Source organism: Rhizobium sp. C104 (assembly GCF_022354505.1).
GTDB lineage: Bacteria > Pseudomonadota > Alphaproteobacteria > Rhizobiales > Rhizobiaceae > Rhizobium > Rhizobium redzepovicii.
On sequence record NZ_CP092353.1, the window covers coordinates 323,006 to 340,103 of the forward strand.

Annotated in this window: 10 protein-coding genes and 4 pseudogenes; 11 read left to right on the top strand and 3 right to left on the bottom strand. The window is 60.5% G+C overall.

Translation table 11 applies throughout. The annotated features are described in order from the left end of the window. Positions 1–1,621 precede the first annotated feature (1,621 nt). The gene (locus MF410_RS33650; RefSeq protein ID WP_239621081.1) at positions 1,622–4,102 is read left to right on the top strand and encodes a hypothetical protein; all 2,481 of its coding nucleotides are present in this window, start codon (positions 1,622–1,624) and stop codon (positions 4,100–4,102) included. Here MF410_RS33650 and MF410_RS33655 read toward each other — a convergent pair. Together MF410_RS33655 and MF410_RS33660 are read right to left on the bottom strand one after the other, a co-directional pair. Continuing rightward, positions 4,093–5,312, bottom strand: a protein-coding gene (locus tag MF410_RS33655; protein WP_096772081.1) for an IS3 family transposase whose coding sequence is annotated in 2 segments (ribosomal slippage) — positions 4,093–4,976 and positions 4,976–5,312 — 1,221 coding nt in all. Because the reading frame shifts where the segments join, the coding sequence is not laid out codon by codon here. The genes MF410_RS33650 and MF410_RS33655 overlap by 10 nt on opposite strands. A gap of 1,428 nt (positions 5,313–6,740) precedes the next feature. Then, positions 6,741–6,955: pseudogene (locus MF410_RS33660) on the bottom strand (IS3 family transposase); the annotation flags it as partial. A gap of 126 nt (positions 6,956–7,081) precedes the next feature. Between MF410_RS33660 and tssA the strand changes: the two are divergent. From tssA to MF410_RS36725, 8 genes and pseudogenes are all read left to right on the top strand, one after another. After that, positions 7,082–8,074 (top strand): type VI secretion system protein TssA, encoded by a 993-nt coding sequence (gene tssA / locus MF410_RS33665; protein WP_007636664.1) that lies wholly within the window; start codon positions 7,082–7,084, stop codon positions 8,072–8,074. Positions 8,075–8,107: 33 nt separating this feature from the next. After that, positions 8,108–8,662 carry a type VI secretion system contractile sheath small subunit gene (gene tssB / locus MF410_RS33670; RefSeq protein WP_096772082.1) on the top strand — a complete coding sequence of 185 codons (555 nt, stop codon included), beginning with the start codon at positions 8,108–8,110 and terminating at the stop codon, positions 8,660–8,662. Between the two features lie 2 nt (positions 8,663–8,664). After that, on the top strand, positions 8,665–10,152 hold the full coding sequence (gene tssC, locus MF410_RS33675; protein ID WP_007636661.1) for a type VI secretion system contractile sheath large subunit: 1,488 nt from the start codon (positions 8,665–8,667) through the stop codon (positions 10,150–10,152). A 115-nt stretch (positions 10,153–10,267) separates the two neighbouring features. Further along, a complete protein-coding gene (locus tag MF410_RS33680; protein ID WP_007636660.1) occupies positions 10,268–10,801 on the top strand; it encodes a type VI secretion system tube protein Hcp in 534 nt (177 codons plus the stop codon). Between the two features lie 84 nt (positions 10,802–10,885). Continuing rightward, positions 10,886–11,392 carry a type VI secretion system baseplate subunit TssE gene (gene tssE / locus MF410_RS33685; protein WP_054185915.1) on the top strand — a complete coding sequence of 169 codons (507 nt, stop codon included), beginning with the start codon at positions 10,886–10,888 and terminating at the stop codon, positions 11,390–11,392. Next, on the top strand, positions 11,392–13,278 hold the full coding sequence (gene tssF, locus MF410_RS33690; protein WP_096772083.1) for a type VI secretion system baseplate subunit TssF: 1,887 nt from the start codon (positions 11,392–11,394) through the stop codon (positions 13,276–13,278). The genes tssE and tssF overlap by 1 nt, the downstream gene beginning before the upstream one ends. Then, positions 13,242–13,886 (top strand): type VI secretion system baseplate subunit TssG, encoded by a 645-nt coding sequence (locus MF410_RS33695; RefSeq protein WP_275593051.1) that lies wholly within the window; start codon positions 13,242–13,244, stop codon positions 13,884–13,886. Before tssF ends, MF410_RS33695 begins: the two co-directional genes overlap by 37 nt. After that, positions 13,780–14,166 (top strand): annotated as a pseudogene (locus MF410_RS36725) (type VI secretion system baseplate subunit TssG); the annotation flags it as partial. The gene MF410_RS33695 and the pseudogene MF410_RS36725, both read left to right, overlap by 107 nt. Positions 14,167–14,319: 153 nt before the next feature. Here MF410_RS36725 and MF410_RS33700 read toward each other — a convergent pair. Beyond that, positions 14,320–14,456: pseudogene (locus MF410_RS33700) on the bottom strand (CoA ester lyase); the annotation flags it as partial. 547 nt (positions 14,457–15,003) lie between these two features. Here MF410_RS33700 and MF410_RS33705 point away from each other — a divergent pair. After that, positions 15,004–16,056 (top strand): annotated as a pseudogene (locus MF410_RS33705) (phage late control D family protein); the annotation flags it as partial. Further along, the gene (gene tssI / locus MF410_RS33710) at positions 16,041–17,030 is read left to right on the top strand and encodes a type VI secretion system tip protein TssI/VgrG (RefSeq protein ID WP_239621168.1); all 990 of its coding nucleotides are present in this window, start codon (positions 16,041–16,043) and stop codon (positions 17,028–17,030) included. The pseudogene MF410_RS33705 and the gene tssI, both read left to right, overlap by 16 nt. The last annotated feature ends 68 nt before the right edge of the window (positions 17,031–17,098 follow it).

Consider the following 17,098-nt stretch of genomic DNA (forward strand, 5'->3'; position numbering starts at 1 on the left):
CATAGCCGCTCACTAACTGGATGCGAGCATATCACCTGTGCATGCAATCCAATACCGGGACTGCGCTAGTTTGAATCGCGGGCTCTTCTCCGTGGTTTTCGAGGTTCTGCTGCAATGATGCGTTCACGCCACCAGCTATCAACGGCCTGGCCATGTCTTCGGGATCTGCCGGCCTCCCGTCACCTGAGCTCGATTCCGCAGAGCCGCCCCATGCCACAACAGCAGAAAACGGGACCCACGGTGATTGAGCGGCGTCCGAACGAGGCTCGGCAACCTGGAGCGGTCGATGGTTGCAGTCGCGTCCCTTGCGATCTGGTTAAGTCGCTTGAGCCCCTGATAAATTCTGACCTCCCGTCAGCAGTCGGTGCTCGACAGCTGACCCCTTGTTTCCTGAAGGCCATATCCCAGGGGGGTGAGCATGGTTGACTGGGACCCTCGGACTAAAGGGCAGGGCTCTTCGCGCGCGAAGGAGGGCCGGCACCCAGCGGATCAAAGAGCGCAGTCTTCAGTGGCGCGTGTCGATCACGTGGCCGACAACTTCAATTCGGACGACATCTGGCAAGAGAATCCGATGTTGCGTTACGTGGAAAGGCTAACGGGGCTTACCCGAGTACCCGTCGCCCCGGCAGAGACCGCGTTCAACCTCGCGAGCGCGACAGCGGCGGGAGCCAGCCCTCGGCAGCCAATGGATCAAAGCACGCAGCCTTTGGTGGCGTCTGCCGATCAAGAGGAGCTTTGGCAGGCGGTGGATCAAGCCGGTCCGCCGTCGGCCGCCAGCTTCAATTCACAGGACTTCTGGCTGGAGCCTTCTGAGTGGGCCTCTTGGGCTGCGTTAAGCGTCGACCAGCCAAGCCCGCCGACCGAGCTTCAAAGCCCTGAAGAACTAACCCCGCAAATGATGGCTGACATGACGGAACTGATGAGAGTTCCGGTCGCCCCGGCAGAGACCGCGTTCAACCTCGCGAGCGCGACAGCGGCGGGAGCCAGCCCTCGGCAGCCAACGGATCAAAGCCCGCAGCCTTCAGTGGCGTCTGCCGATCAAGAGGAGCTTTGGCAGGCGACGGATCAAGCCGGTCCGCTGTCAGCCGGCAGCTTCAATTCGCAGGACTTCTGGCTGGAGCCTTCTGAAACGGCCTCTTGGGCTGCGTTAAGCGTCGACCAGCCAAGCCCGCCGACCGAGCTTCAAAGCCCTGAAGAACTAACCCCGCAAATGATGGCTGACATGACGGAACTGATGAGAGTTCCGGTCGTCCCGGCAGAGACCGCGTTCAACCTCACGAGGACAACAGATGAATACAATAATGCCGATCGCATTATTCACCTCGTCGAGGGACAGCCGCTGGAGACTGGCCCTCAGCGCAGGGGGCTGCATGGCCTTGGGAATTTAGAAGCCTCGGCGGTTGCCAGGCCGACCGAGGTGCCGGGTGAAAGAGAGGAGCATTCGGCCATGTCCGAGGTGCCCGCGGAGCCCAGCGATCCGACCGGTGGCGGGCGCAAGAGGCAGACTACTGAGAAGGGCGCAGATCCCAGGCCCAGCCGCAAGCAAAAGTTTTATAATTTTGAAGCTTCGGCGGTTGCCAGGCCGACCGAGGTGACAGGTGAAAGAGAGGAGCATTCGGCCATGTCCGAGGTGCCCGCGGAGCCCGGCGATCCGACCGGTGGCGGGCGCAAGAGGCAGACTACTGAGAAGGGCGCAGATCCCAGGCCCAGCCGCAAGCAGAGGTTATATGCTCAAAGGCCGCTGGCGTTGGCGCCTGATCTCAGCGCCGCGAATGCCAGCATAATCGTGGGGGCCTCAACGGGCGATCTCGTCGATCGAGCGGCGTTCCAGACGGTGTCGGCCCAGGATCAGGCGAGGCTGGACGAAGTCGCCAGGCAGACACCGCGGCAGTCGAGGCAGAGCAAGGGGGCGTGGGCGGACGCGCTGAAGGCGGCCCATCCCGATCTCAGCGCCGCCGATGCCGCCGCCATCGTGGGCGTCGTAAAGCGGGTTATCGCCAGGAGGGCGGCGTTCCGGACGGTGTCGGCCCAGGACCGGGCGAGGCTAGACGAGATCAAGGCGGCGACACCGCAGCTGCCGGGGCAGAGCAAGGGGGCGTGGGCCGACGCGCTGAAGGCGGCCCATCCCGATCTCAGTGCCGCCGATGCCGCCATAATTGTGGGCACTTTTAAGGACGATATTGCCAGGAGGACGGCGTTCCGGACGGTGTCGGCCCAGGACCAGGCGAGGCTGGACGAAATCGCCAGGCAGACACCGCGGCAGTCGAGGCAGAGCAAGGGGGCGTGGGCGGACGCGCTGAAGGCGGCTCATCCCGATCTCAGCGCCGCCGATGCCGCCATAATCGTGGGCGCCGTAAAGCAGGATATTGCCAAAAGGGCGGCGTTCCGGACGGTGTCGGCCCAGGACCAGGCGAGGCTGGACGAAATCGCGGCGGCGACACCGCGGCAGGGGCGGAGCAATGCGGCCTGGGCGGACGCGCTGAAGGCGACCCATCCCGATCTCAGCGCCGCCGATGCCGCAACCATCGTGGGTGCCCTGAAGCAGGATATTGCTAAAAGGACAACGTTCCAAACGGTATCGGCCCAGGACCAGGCGAGGCTGGACGAGATCGCCAGGCAGACACCGCGGCAGTCGAGGCAGAGCAAGGGGGCCTGGGCGGACGCACTGAAGGCGGTCCATCCCGATCTCAGCGCCGCCGATGCCGCCGCCATCGTGGGCGCCGTAAAGCGGGCTATCGCCAGGAGGGCGGCTTTCCAGACGGTGTCGGCCCAGGATCAGGCGAGGCTGGACGAAATCACCAGGCAGACACCGCAGCTGCCGGGGCAGAGCAAGGGGGCGTGGGCGGACGCGCTGAAGGCGGCCCATCCCGATCTCAGCGCCGCCGATACTGCCACCATCGTGGGTTCAGTAAAGCATAATATTGCTAAAAGGGCGGCGTTCCAGACGGTGTCGGCCCAGGATCAGGCGAGGCTGGACGAAATCGCCAGGCAGACACCGCGGCAGTCGAGGCAGAGCAAGGGGGCGTGGGCGGACGCGCTGAAGGCGGCCCATCCCGATCTCAGCGCCGCCGATGCCGCCATAATTGTGGGCGCCTTAAAGGACGATATCGCCGTGAGGGCGGCGTTCCGGACGGTGTCGGCCCAGGATCAGGCGAGGCTGGACGAAATCGCCAGGCAGACACCGCGGCAGTCGAGGCAGAGCAAGGGGGCGTGGGCGGACGCGCTGAAGGCGGCCCATCCCGATCTCAGCGCCGCCGATGCCGCCACCATCGTGGGCGCCGCAAAGGACGAAATCGCCAGGAGGGCGGCGTTCCGGACGGTGTCGGCCCAGGACCAGGCGAGGCTGGACGAAATCGCGAGGCAGACACCGCAGCTGCCGGGGCAGAGCAATGCGGCCTGGGCGGACGCGCTGAAGGCGGCCCATCCCGATCTCAGCGCTGCCGATGCCGCCATAATCGTGGGTGCCGTAAAGCAGGATATTGCCAAAAGGGCGGCGTTCCGGACGGTGTCGGCCCAGGACCAGGCGAGGCTGGACGAAATCGCGGCGGCGACACCGCGGCAGGGGCGGAGCAATGCGGCCTGGGCGGACGCGCTGAAGGCGACCCATCCCGATCTCAGCGCCGCCGATGCCGCCATAATTGTGGGCACCTTTAAGGACGATATCGCCAGGAGGGCGGCGTTCCGGACGGTGTCGGCCCAGGATCAGGCGAGGCTGGACGAGATCAAGGCGGCGATACCGCAGCTGCCGGGGCAGAGCAAGGGGGCGTGGGCGGACGCGCTGAAGGCGGCCCATCCCGATCTCAGCGCTGCCGATGCCGCCATAATCGTGGGTGCCGTAAGGCGCGATATCGCCGTGAGGACGGCGTTCCAGACGGTGTCGGCGCAGGACCAGGCGAGGCTGGACGAAATCGCGAGGCAGACACCGCAGCTGCCGGGGCAGAGCAATGCGGCCTGGGCGGACGCGCTGAAGGCGGCCCATCCCGATCTCAGCGCCGCCGATGCCGCCATAATTGTGGGTGCCTCAAAGAAACGGATAGCCAGGAGGGCAGCGTTCAAGGTGATATGGAGTTGCCCCCAAAAGACCGGACATGCTCAGGTTTGAGATTGCGAGCTGATGAACTCGCGCGGCGATTGATATCCTAAAGCACTGTGTGGATGAAGATTGTTGTAATGCTCGAACCAGAATGGCAGTTGAGCGATGACGGTTTCAGCATCCGGGGTTGGATTGACCGAGACGTAGTCGCGCTTGAAGGTTTTGACGAACGCCTCCGCCATTCCGTTCGACTGTGGGCTTCGCACCGGTGTCGTGCACGGCTCCATGCCGATGTCGCGTAGCAAGGATGCGGTGTCCTTCGCGATGAAGCAGGAGCCGTTGTCGGTGAGCCATTCGATGGGCTCGGATAGCACGTTGATGCGGCCGAAACGGTTCTCGACAGCGGTGATCACGAGGTCCTGCACGTCTTCGCTTTTGATGCCCTGGGTGGTGGCGACATGGGCGATTGCCTCGCGGTCGCAGCAGTCGAGGGCGAAGGCGACGCGGACCTTCTCTTTGTTGTCACAGCCGATCTCGAAGCCGTCGGAGCACCATCTGACGTTCGAACGCTCGACGGCGACTTGGCCGTCGTGAAGGCGATCATCGACCGCTCCGGTATGACGCACCAGCAGCAGATTGTGCAGCTTCATCACCCGGTAGACACGCTTGGCATTGGGCCACGAACGCCCATCTTTCCGGGCATTCCGACGCAGGATGGCATGGACACGCCGATAGCCGTAGGTGGGCATGTCGGCGATGATGGCCTTGATGTGCTCCACCAGTTCTCGATCCGGGAGTGGCGGGCGTCCTCTGGCTCTGGAAGGGGAGCTTGCGGCACGCGCGGCGATATTCGAGCGGGCGACACCTAGAGTTTCGCAGACGGTCTTCATTCCAAAATCCCCCTCGGAAGAGAGAGCGAGCGCAACAGATGTTTTTTTGGGCCACCGGCGATTTCGAGAGCTTCCTTCAGGATTTCGCTCTCCATCGTCTTCTTGCCCAACAGGCGTTGCAACTCCTTCACCTGGGCCTGAAGCGCCCGGTATTCGGAAGCCGGAACAACCTCCTCTTCGGCGGCCGTCGCCGTCAGAGCCCCTTGGGACGCCAGTTTGCGCCAGGCGAACAACTGGTTCGGCTGGATGCCGTGCCGACGCGCGACGATGCTCACCGTCGCGTCCGCCTCATAGGTCTCGTGGATGATCGCGAGCTTCTCTGCCGTGCTCCAGCGCCGCCGACGTTCCGGCCCCCCGAGGACTTCCATCTTAAAATTGCTGCTAGTCATATTACCAACATTACTCCTACCCACTTAGCTAAGTGGTGGAGCATGTCCGGACCTTTCGGGGGCTAATTCAGCGTTCAAGGTGATATAGGACGGCTCATGGCTCATCACCACATTCCCTAGGAACTGCACCATCATGTGCGTTGGTTGTCCACCACGGGATTGCATGAGCATGTGAGAGCGCCGAATTTTTCTTCAGCCTGGAGGCCAATACCTGGCTCGAGATCGAGATTTAGGGGCACGACGGCCGGCGCATTCCGGCTGACTAACACGCCGAGAGCGACCTCGTCTTCGACGGCGCGGATCGCAGAATGTCGGCTCGCATGCCGCTGCGACCATCGGCCTGCTCCTCGCAAGATTGGCGCCAAGGCCGCCGTCGAACGATGACGAGGAGGCAAGTTTTCCCAAAACGTTCTTTAGCATAGAGGTAGAAGGATCGGTACAGCGGGGTTGCAGTGCCCGGGCGGCTAGGGTGACTAAGTGCGTGCACTCCACGACCGTCTAACGGGTTCGGTGTCCGTCAATTCGAAATCGCAGGGATCTGCACGAGAGACCGCGTGGTTGCCCTGCACGATTAATGGAAGCAGGGTCGACAGTCACGTTGGGGTCCGGTAGGTGCGCGGTAGAACGGGAGATTGGCGGCGGGATTCGATTCCTTTCAGAAGATCACGCAAAGCCGCATCACACCCATTGTCAATAGAATATACCGCGACGATGGTTATTAGACTTCGACTTCCGTCGAAAACGGCAATGGCGCTCGCGAAGGAGGCCGGCCGCTGCGAAACCCCGCCATCTCCGCACCCCACTCCTTCGCTCCAACTGGGAGCGAAATGAATGAGGCAACGTGCGAATCTCGGGGAGCATCGTTACATGCGGTCAATACGGATCTCATCTAGATTGTCGCCCTATAAGCCTCGTGCGGCGGTCCGGCGGAGCGCAGGAGATTACATGCCGTTGAAGTGCTCGAGGCGTTCTACCACTGACGGCGGGTCGCTGCACGCGCGATGGACCCGCCGGCTGGCCGCTCGTTCGATGTGGGGCCGCGCCCCGACACCCCCAAGACCGATCGCCGACGACGCCATCCACCTTATGCAGCACCCATTGCACACTCTGCGCTTCGAATCCTCCACTAGGCAGAGCGGCAGACGGCCGAATGGTTGCAGCTCCGAGGCTTTCTCGCGCTAGCAAGCTGAAGCGTTTGACCGGGTGGCGTGGACCTCGCACGTCGGCAATCTCGTATACCTCATCAGGTCAATTCGAGGCCAGCTGGCGTTGAGCTTCACATGTATCACACCAAGCCCGTCGCCTTGGTGCGGACCCTGGTGCTGGCGCGGAGGCGGCCGCGCGAAGACTCCGTAGTTGGAGGCCTTCCGGCTCACGTTTGCAACGGTATTCCGCAGGTTGCCCTTTGCACCGACTGCCCCCCGCGCTATCGGTGAGTTGATCCGACACGAAGTCCAGCGACCAACGATCATTGGCAGCCAGCGGGATCAACACCAACGCTTGCCTTTCGCTCGTTTCCGGCCATGGCGCTTGCGCATCGTGAGCTTCTCCTCCCGATGGAGCCGGAAGAGCTTCTTGTGGTTCACAAGGTGTCCTTTGCGCCTCAGCACATAGCTGCATCAAGATCCGAAGCGGCGGCGTTCACGCCCCAAGCATTCACGACATATACGAATGTCGATTGTGCATGAGCAATCGCGTCTGCTCATTGCTAAACGTTGAGAAACAGAGGCGCGACGATCTTTAATGTCGGGAAAACTGGGATTTTGGTCATGCTCGATGCAGATCATTTATTAAAACCGATCAGCGACGGCAACGCATGCGGGGATGCTCTCGATTACGATCTGAGCTTCCTGGAGCTCGAGATCGCGTCGCATGGCAAGCCGCACCAGCAGATAGGCGACTCCATCGCCACCGAGGAAGCTCCCAATTGGACAGAGGTGTGGCGGCTTGGCCTCGACCTTTCTGCCCGCACTAAGGATCTAAGAGTCGGCATCTTGCTCACACGATCCGCCCTCAGTCAGTTCGGCTTCCCTGGTCTAAGTCAGGGGCTTGAGCTGCTCGCGGCCTATGTCGAGCTCTACTGGTCAGAGCTACATCCGCGACCGGATCCAGAAGATGACGGAGATCAGACCGTTCGCCTCAACGCTCTGGCAAGCCTCTGCGATCTCTCCGGGATCTTGGCGGAAATACGCCAAGTTCCACTCACCGCCTCCAGGCAATTCGGGGCATTTACGCTCCGCGATTGGGCTGGTGCGCTACGGTCGCAGTCTGCGGAAGTTGATCGTTCGACTATCGAGCTCGCTTTCACCGACACCGACCCACTGCAGCTCGAGCAGATCAGCACTGGTCTCGACGCCAGCCTAGCAGCCGCCACCGATCTAGACGCGAGTGTTCGGCGGCACGTTGCGAGTGACGAGGCCGTTCGATTCGACCCTCTGATAGTGCTACTCACCCAGGCCAAGGATCTGGTCGACGTCCATCGGAAAAGGGCCCAGCCTGCCGCCGCGGCATCTCCATTGCCAGACTCCAGCAAGGCCCCATACCCCGACGTGATCCGCAACCGCGATGACGTTGTCGAAATCCTTGGCCGCATTTGCCACTGGTACCAGGTGAACGAACCCGCGAGCCCGCTATCAGCCCTTCTGGAGCGCGCGCAGCGACTTGTCTCGAAGGACTTCATGGCTCTTGTCAAAGAGTTGGCGCCAGAAGGGGTTGCCCAGTACCGCTCGATTGCCGGCCTGGCGGTCGATGAGGGCACGTGACGTGCGTAATCTTCCTAATCAGGAGTGGAACACATGACAAAGGCGAGTAGTCAAAAGTTCATCGCGCGGGTTCGTCCGCCTCGCGTACAGATCGAATACGACGTGGAGACCTATGGCTCTCAGAAGAAGGTTCAGCTTCCCTTCGTGGTCGGCGTGATGTCCGATCTCGCTGGCAATGCTGCCGAGCCGCTTGCTCCTGTCGCGGAGCGTAAGATGATGGAGATCGATATCGACAATTTCGATGATCGGCTCAGATCGCTGAGGCCCAGGGTGGTGATGCGGGTGCCGAACCTATTGACCGGAGAAGGCCAACTCGCTGTCGACTTGACCTTCGAGCGGCTCGAAGATTTCTCGCCGGCGGCCGTGGCGCGCAAGGTCGACAGCCTTAGCAGGCTGCTCGAAGCGCGAACGGAGCTCTCCAATCTGCTGGCCTACATGGACGGGAAGAACGGTGCCGAAGAGTTGCTCACCCACTTCCTCGCCGATTCGGCACTGCTAAGCGCCCTCGGCAGTGGCATCGAGACTGAGAAGCCTGATGCAGTGGTTGCCGCTCCGCCATTGGCATCCCCAGACACAGAGGAGAACTGATCGTGACGCCTGCAGATGCCACAGATGTACAGGTCGCCACCGTTGATCTCGGCGATTTCACCCGCATGCTTCGATTCGAGTTCAGGATCCGCTCGGACCACTCCCGTGACTTGGTAGAGAGTGCCGTCCGAACACTGGCCGAGCAGGCACTTCAAAACACGTCGCTGATCAGCGACGATGTCGTCGCGACTATCCAAAAAATGATTGCTTCGATCGACCAGAAGCTTTCTGCGCAACTCAACGAGATCCTCCATCACGAAAATTTCCAGCGCGTGGAATCAGCTTGGCGGGGCTTGCATCACCTTGCCCTCAACACCGAAACCGATGAGACGTTAAAGATTCGCGTTCTCCCAGTTTCAAAGGTGGAGATGTCCCGAACTTTGCGGAAATATAAGGGTGTCACCTGGGATCAGAGTCCGCTATTCAAAAAAATCTACGAAGACGAATATGGCCAAATCGGCGGTGAACCCTATGGCTGCCTGATTGCCGACTACTATTTCGACCATACCCCACCGGACGTAGAGTTGCTTTCGGGACTCGCGCAGATCGCGGCGGCGAGCCACTCACCGCTTATATCTGCCGTCTCACCACATCTGCTGCAGATGGATTCTTGGCGTGAGCTTGCGAACCCGCGTGACATCACCAAAATCTTCCTCACTCCCGAACATGCTCCTTGGCGAGCGTTCCGCGAAAGCGAGAACTCGCGGTACGTGGCCCTGACCTTACCACGCACCCTTGGCCGGCTGCCCTACGGGGCCAAAACCAACCCGGTCGATGAATTCGCCTTCGAGGAGGACACAGACGGCGGCGACAGCGAGAAATACCTTTGGACGAACGCAGCCTACGCCATGGGCGTAAATATCACGCGCTCGTTCAAGCTCTATGGCTGGCTCTCCAGAATTCGTGGCGTCGAATCCGGCGGCCTCGTCGAGGGCCTGCCGGTACATACCTTCCGCAGCGACGACGGTGGCGTCGACCTAAAATGCCCCACTGAGATCGCGATCAGCGACCGCCGTGAGGCCGAACTCTCCAAAAACGGTCTTCTACCGCTGTTGCACCGCAAGAACACGGACCTCGGCGTATTTATTGGCGCTCAGACTATTAACAAGCCGGTCAAATACGAAGACCCCGACGCGTCAGCGAACGCCGAACTCAGTGCCCGGCTACCCTACATCTTCGCAACCTGCCGCTTCGCACATTATTTGAAGTGTATGGTCCGGGACAAGATTGGCACGTTCAAGGAGCGCCACGAGGTCGAGGAGTGGCTCAACCAATGGATTCAGGGCTACGTCCACCCCTCGCCCGAGCTTGGGAGCGAAGAGAGTAAGGCACAGCAGCCGCTCTCCTCGGCCGAGGTCAAGGTGGAAGAGGTCGAAGATAATCCCGGATATTACGTTGCGAGATTTTACATGCGGCCACACTATCAGCTCGAAGGCCTAACCATCTCTTTGAGACTGGTCTCGCGCCTGCCATCCGCCCGCAAGGGCTGAGAAAACCCGCAGATGATTGTGCTCCGTTCTCGGCGCCAAAACTCGGGAATGGCTGCCCTGGGCTGGCCGATGCAATCCAGGCCCAATCAGATCAACGAGATAAGGAAAATCCATCATGGCGTTCGACGCGGTTATAAAGTTCACGCAGGCGTCCAAGGACGGCATTTTGCCCAAGGGCGAATCTATCATTCTAAAGGACGGTATCACGCTAGCGGACGAATGGAGCTTTTCACTCGAAAACAAGCTGAACATTGGGCCTCATACCGCCGGGGCGGGCGCGGGCAAGGCCGAATTCGAGGTCTTCACTATCAAGAAGCAGGTGGATACGTCATCGCCCTCTTTGTACGTTGCCTGCGGTCGCGGCGCCCACTTCAATAACGTTGAACTAAAACTTTTCAAAGCGACGGGGAGCGGACAAGCTACATCAGAATCGAACCTGTTCTTGCACTGGAGTTTCAATATGCTGGTAGTCGAGAAGGTCGAGTGGTCCTATGCGGAAGAGGCCCCCGAGGAGACGATCACATTCCGGTTCGGCGCCTGCAAGGTCATCTATTACAGGCAGGATGAAAAAGGCGCTCTTACCAAAGCAGGCGAGGGCATCTGGAACCAAATCGCGAACAGTACCGACTTCAATAGGCTCGTCGGCTGATGGGGCCATCGGGAACGGGAATATTCCGGGCCGCGCGCGAAAACGGCGGATCGCCTCTTCGATATTGCACCTGGAGATTGTAACATGGGCAGAGATGTTAAGCGGGATCTCGTGCAACCATCCCTCCTGGACCGGCTTACGGACGATGAGCCGCGCAGCTCGTGTGAAGCGCAGGACAAGCGCAGTTTCTCTGTTCGCCAACTGGAAGAGGTGATTCTACGCGATGTTTCCTGGTTGTTGAACACCAACCAATTGGGTGCAACCGTAGATCTACAAGCGTACCCTCACGTAGCGGCCAGTGCACTTAATTATGGTGCCTGGCCTCTCAGCGGACAAATTCGCGAAGGCATGGATAAGAGCGCATTGCGCGAAGCGATAATCGAGAGCCTTCAGCGCTTTGAGCCGCGTCTCTTACCGGACACCCTCAAGGTGACGGTCCTGGACGATGGTCAGGGTTGCGGCACTTTTCGCTTTAGGATCGAAGCCGATCTGTGGGCGCAGCCATTGCCGGTGCGAATGGTGATGCGTACGGAGGTAAACTCCGAGCTCGCATCCGCCCGCGTCCTTCATCTCGGTACAGAGATAAGCTGATGGATCCCCGGCTCCTGCGACTGTACAACGATGAACTTGCTTATATGCGCGAGATGGGGGCCGAGTTCGCCCGCGCATTCCCGAAGGTCGCCGCCCGGCTCGGGATGGAATCAGTGGAGGTCGCCGACCCCTACGTCGAGCGGCTTCTGGAAGGCTTCGCTTTCATGGCGGCGCGGGTGCAATTGAAGCTTCAGTCTCGCTTTCCGGAATTCACCCAGCACCTCCTGGAGATGGTCTATCCGCATTTTCTACCGCCGCTCCCGTCGATGACGATCGTGCGCTTCGAGCCCGACCAGGAGGCCGGACGACTTGAGAATGGATACGTCGTGCCGCGGGGAACCAAGCTTTTGGGCCGCCTTGCTCCGGGTGCCGTCACACATTGCGAGTTCCGCACGGCCCATGATGTGCATCTCTGGCCAATTGTGGTAAGCGCTGCCGATTATTTTTCGACGCCGGGGCAGATCGCCGCACTGGATCTTCCGGCCCGGCAAGATGCGAAGGCTGCTTTGCGACTACGCCTTCGCACCACCAATGGCATGCCGTTCAATAGACTCGCACTAGACGCTCTCACACTGCACCTAACAGGCCCCGGTGGCATCGGCGCCGCACTCGCCGAACAGCTTCTCGGTGACGCATGCAATATCATAGCCCGTCCGGTCGGCCGGCCCATCCCTTGGCAGGAAAAGATTCCGGTTCATGCGCTGCAGCAGCGCGGTTTGGAGCCGAGCTGTGCTCTCCTGCCCGAGGTGCCACGCTCTTTCGACGGGTACCGTCTCCTACAGGAGTATTTCGCCCTCGCGGAGCGGACGTTGTTCGTCGAGGTTAGCGGGCTGGCAGACGCAGTAGCCCTGTCAACTGCCGAGACCCTTGAGATCGTCTTCGCACTTGGACGTGTCGAGCCACGGCTGGAACGACAGCTCGGACCCCAAAATATCGTTCTCTTCGCAACGCCCGCGATTAATCTGTTCGAACGCCAGGCAGATCTCGTCCACGTGAGCGACAAGAACACCGAACATCATGTGATTGTTGACAGGATGAGGCCGCTCGACTTTGAGGTCCACTCGATCCTCGAGATGAGCGGAGACGGGGCGAAAAACGAAGCGGCTCCCGTGAGGTTCTACCCGTTCTATAGCATCAGCGCGCACGGTCAGGAGGAGCAGCATTCCAGATACTACGCGATCCGGCGGGAGCAGCGCCTCATGTCGGAGCACCAGCGTCTAAATGGCGCGCGGACTGGCTATATCGGCAGCGAGACGTTCGTTTCTCTAGTTGATCGCCAGGCGGCTCCCTATTCGGCGGAACTCCGGCATTTGTCTGTAAACTGCCTGTGCTCGAACCGGGACCTGGCGCTGCTGCTGCCGATTGGCCGGGACGAGACAGACTTCACCCTGGAAATCGGCGCTCCAGTTACCGCCACCCGGTGCGTATCGCCCCCGAGCCGACCGCGCCACTCTTTCGCCAATGGCGATATCACCTGGCGATTAATTAGCCATCTCTCACTGAACTACCTCTCGATCAGCAATTCCGATAGGAACGACCACCGGGGCGCAGAAGCGCTGCGTGAACTCCTCCGCCTCTACGTCGATCCAGTCAATGCCTTCGCCTCACGGCAGATCGACGGGATCCGGGAGATCCGGTCCAGGCCTGCGGTCAGGCGATTGTCCAGCGGTGGACAAGCCGCCGTAGCACGTGGGATTGAGGTTGGTATCATCCTGGACGAAGCGGCCTTCGAAGGCGTTGGCATCTTTCCGCTCGCCTCCGTGCTCAACCAGTTCTTCGCAAAATACGTATCCATCAACAGCTTCACCGAGATGGTCGTCTCGACGCTACAGCGCGGGGAGGTAATGCGATGGCCGACGATGGCCGGCCGCCGGGCGATCCTTTGATTTCGGGGGCACTCGGCGACTTCCTAAGCTCGCTTGGGGCCGAGCCGCATGCCTGCGACTTCTTCCAGGCTCTGCGGCGGATCGATGCAATCAGCTCAGATCGGCCTCGGCTGGGAGAATCGAGCGGTCCCAGCCTGGATCGTGTGCGGATCGCCCAGCAGCCCTCCCTTGCATTTCCGACTCGATCGATCGCGGGCGTGACTGCGCACGAGGAGAACGATCCCGTAATCTCCACCTACGCCTTCGGCTTGTTTGGACCCCACGGTCCCCTCCCATTGCATCTGACGGAGTACGCCCTTCTCCGGCAGCACAACGCCGCGGATGAGACGCTGATCCGATTTGCTGATACCTTTCATCATCGAATGGCCTCGTTCTTCTTCCGCGCATGGGCGGAGGGCGAACCGACCGTGAGCTATGACAGGCCACAAGAAGATCGATTTGCCCTTCAGACTCGGCGCGCTAGCCGGCTTCGGGATGACCTCCCTGCGCGCGCGGGATGCTATGCCCGATCTGGCCAAACTCCACTTCACCGGCCGTCTCGCCTCACACACCCGCAACGCCGAGGGGCTCGCTGCCATCCTCGCCAGCTTCGTCGAGGCGCCGGTTGATATCCGTGAATTTGTCCCAAAATGGGTCGAGCTGCCCCGCATATCGCTCTGCCTCCTGGGCCGCGACCCGGGCACGGGTACGCTGAACAGCACGGCTGTTGCAGGTGCGAGGATCAAAGTGTGGCACCATCGGTTCCGACTCATTGTGGGTCCCCTCAGCCTGGCTCATTACGAGTCGCTTCTGCCCGCAACTCCCGGCCTCAAGTCGATAGCGCAGATCATCTCCAACTACCTTGGAGATGAACTGGACTGGGAGATTAACCTCGTTCTTCGTCAGGAGCAGGTCCCGGAAGTGCAGTTGGGTCGCTGCGGCAGACTCGGTTGGTCCAGTTGGATGGGCAAGCGGAAAAGGCGCCAGCACGCCGATGACTTGACAACTACCCCAACTGACCGCGGCCCACCGGCTGCCGCATGGCACTCTCCCGAAACGGACATCCATGATGCGGCGGGCCCGCTCGACCTTCTTTTCGGGCGGGAGAAGATCTCGTTGGCGAGATCGATCTGGATCGGATGAATGGCCCACGTGCCCTCGATGCCAAGTGCGGCGGCACGGCGGGCGGCGGCTTGGAAGGCCCGTTATGACAAGCATCGGAAGCCAGACTATCTTCAGTAAGCTCAACGCAAACTGCAATGAGACCGCCAAGGCCCTTTGCAAAATTCGCCGTGACGCCTCTTTGGAATGTTCTCGCCATTTTGACGCCCTTGAGGCTTCAGCAGCGGAGAGGCCGATCGAGGCGACGATCGCGGCGAAACTCGACCACCGTGGTTGTCCGCTAGGGCGCTGCGCCCTGGGCCTGGCTGAGAATTCCAGGAGATACGTCGTCGCTAGCACCGCCGGAATCCGCCAACTCATCGATGTTCTAAGGCCGCATGGCGAGATTTGGGTGGGAGTTAGCGTGGGTGAGTTCCAAGAGGCCCACACGCTTTCTTCGCCCCGCCCCCCCGCTTGGCTCTGACGATGCGGGCCAGCAAGCCATCTTGGCTGAGCAACGGTCTGCGATTTCGATGCACGAGATAAACGCCTTTCTGCATCTTCGCCGATGGCTTCGGCGGCATCTTACTCACGCTATCGGGCGCAACCGCGCCTTCTCATCAAATCTGCGGAACACACACCACCATGGTCCTGTCAAGAATCGAGAGTCTCTTAAGGCACAATCGTTTTGTTGCGGTCACTTCGGCCGCGTCCGAGTTGAATGAAATCTCTCTCCGACGGCTCAGTGGCACCGAGCGGCTGGGGGAACCTTTCCTCTACGAGGTGAAGCTCGCCAGCCGCAATCCAGTTCAGAACTTTGCTACGATTCCCGGTCAAAGCCTGACAATCGGGCTTAAGCTCAAGGACTCGCAAACGCGCTTCTTCAACGGTGTTGTTACGCGCTTCCAATATCTCGGCCTCGACGATACCGAGCACCTCAACTACGTGGCGCAGGTGCGCCCGTGGATTTCATTGCTCGAGCATCGCTCTAACAGTCGGGTCTTTCAGAACAAGACCAGCATCGAGATCATCACCACGATTTTTCGAGAACATAAAGGCAATTTCAAGAATCAGACCGCCCGACGGTTCCCAGAGCGCCCATATTGCGTCCAGTACGATGAAACGGATCTGGCCTTCGTCAGCCGCCTCATGGAGCAGGACGGCATCTACTACTATTTTGAACATGCTGAGGACCAACATGACCTCGTGCTGGTCGACAACGCCGCGAGCCACATGGCCTGCACGCCTGAGATCGTGGAGACCCACCACAATCTCAGGCCTGCCCGAAGTCTTTACCAAGAAGACGTCATCCTGCATTGGGACGAGGTCGTTTCGCTACAGCCGAACAAGGTCGTTCTCAGGGACTATGACCATGAGAAGCCGATGGCAGAACTCACGTCTGTCGCGCGCGTTCCTCCCGTGAGGACAGGCGGCATTCCGCCCCGCAAGCTCACGGGAAGCGCCATCACCCGACCGCCGGAGAGCGTGGCGGTCAGAACGGGCGAGACCTCGTCGGGAAGCAGCGGCTGCACGGCAATGCGGGAGGTCTTCGAGTATCCAGGCCACTATACAAAAAAAAGCGATGGCGATTTCTACGCCACCATCCGTGCCGAGGAACTCGCCTGCAACGCTTATCGCGCGCGGATCGAAAGCACTGCGCGCCAGATAACGACCGGGTCATTATTCAAGGCCGCAAATCCCTTCTACTACGGCCAGGTCGGTTCCCGGCCGAAACCCACCGATCGCTTTCTGGCAGTCGGACAGGACTTCACTGTCATCGGAGAGGTGGGGGACGATCTCACTGCGGACACCGTGGGGGGAAGGGCGAGCGCTTCCTCTATCACAGCAACGTAGAGATTATCCCCGCGACCACCCAGTACCGCCCGAGGCGCCGCACATCGGCGCGGTTGATTCACGGACCGCAGACGGCCGTCGTCGTAGGCCCCGAGGGCGAGTCGATCGCGACGGATAAGTACGGCCGTGTGAAGGTTCAGTTCTTCTGGGATCGAGAAGGCGAAAAGAACGAGAACAGCTCCTGCTGGATTCGGGTGGCCCAAAACTTCGCTGGTAAGGGTTTTGGCAACCTGGTCGTCCCACGGATCGGCCATGAGGTCGTCGTTGATTTCATCCACGGCAATCCCGACACGCCCCTGGTGACCGGCGTCGTATACAACGGCTCAAATCTGCCGCCTGAAACCCTGCCGACTGACAAAACGCGGTCGACTTTCCGGACGCATACCGATGGCGGCGCCGCTAATGCGTACAATGAACTGCGCTTTGAGGACAAGCAAGGCCGTGAGGAGGTCTATTTGAAGGCGCAGAAGAATCATACCGTCGAGGTCGGGAATATCTACAGCATCGACGTCAAGAGACACTTCCTCCTGACCTCGGGCGTCGCCGCGCCCGCGTCCTCTGCCGCAGCGGCCTTGGGTAGCCGCGTCGAGGTAACACCCGACAAGATCCGCCTTGTAGTATCGGGCAGAACCGGCCCCCAGGCCATCGAAATCAGCGCCGATGGGATAGCCATTATCGGCACGATGATTGGCGTTATGGCAACGCCTCCGCGGCTCGGGTCCATCGTCTCCATGCCGCCGCCGACACCGGGTCCACCCACGCCGTCGATAATGAAGCTTATTGCGACACTCGGGCTGCCGCCTGTGACGCCCGAGTGACACGATGTCAAGGTGAACTGGTTCTGGGTCTGGGCTGTCCGGCAGTCGTTGCCTTTAAGTCGTCAGGG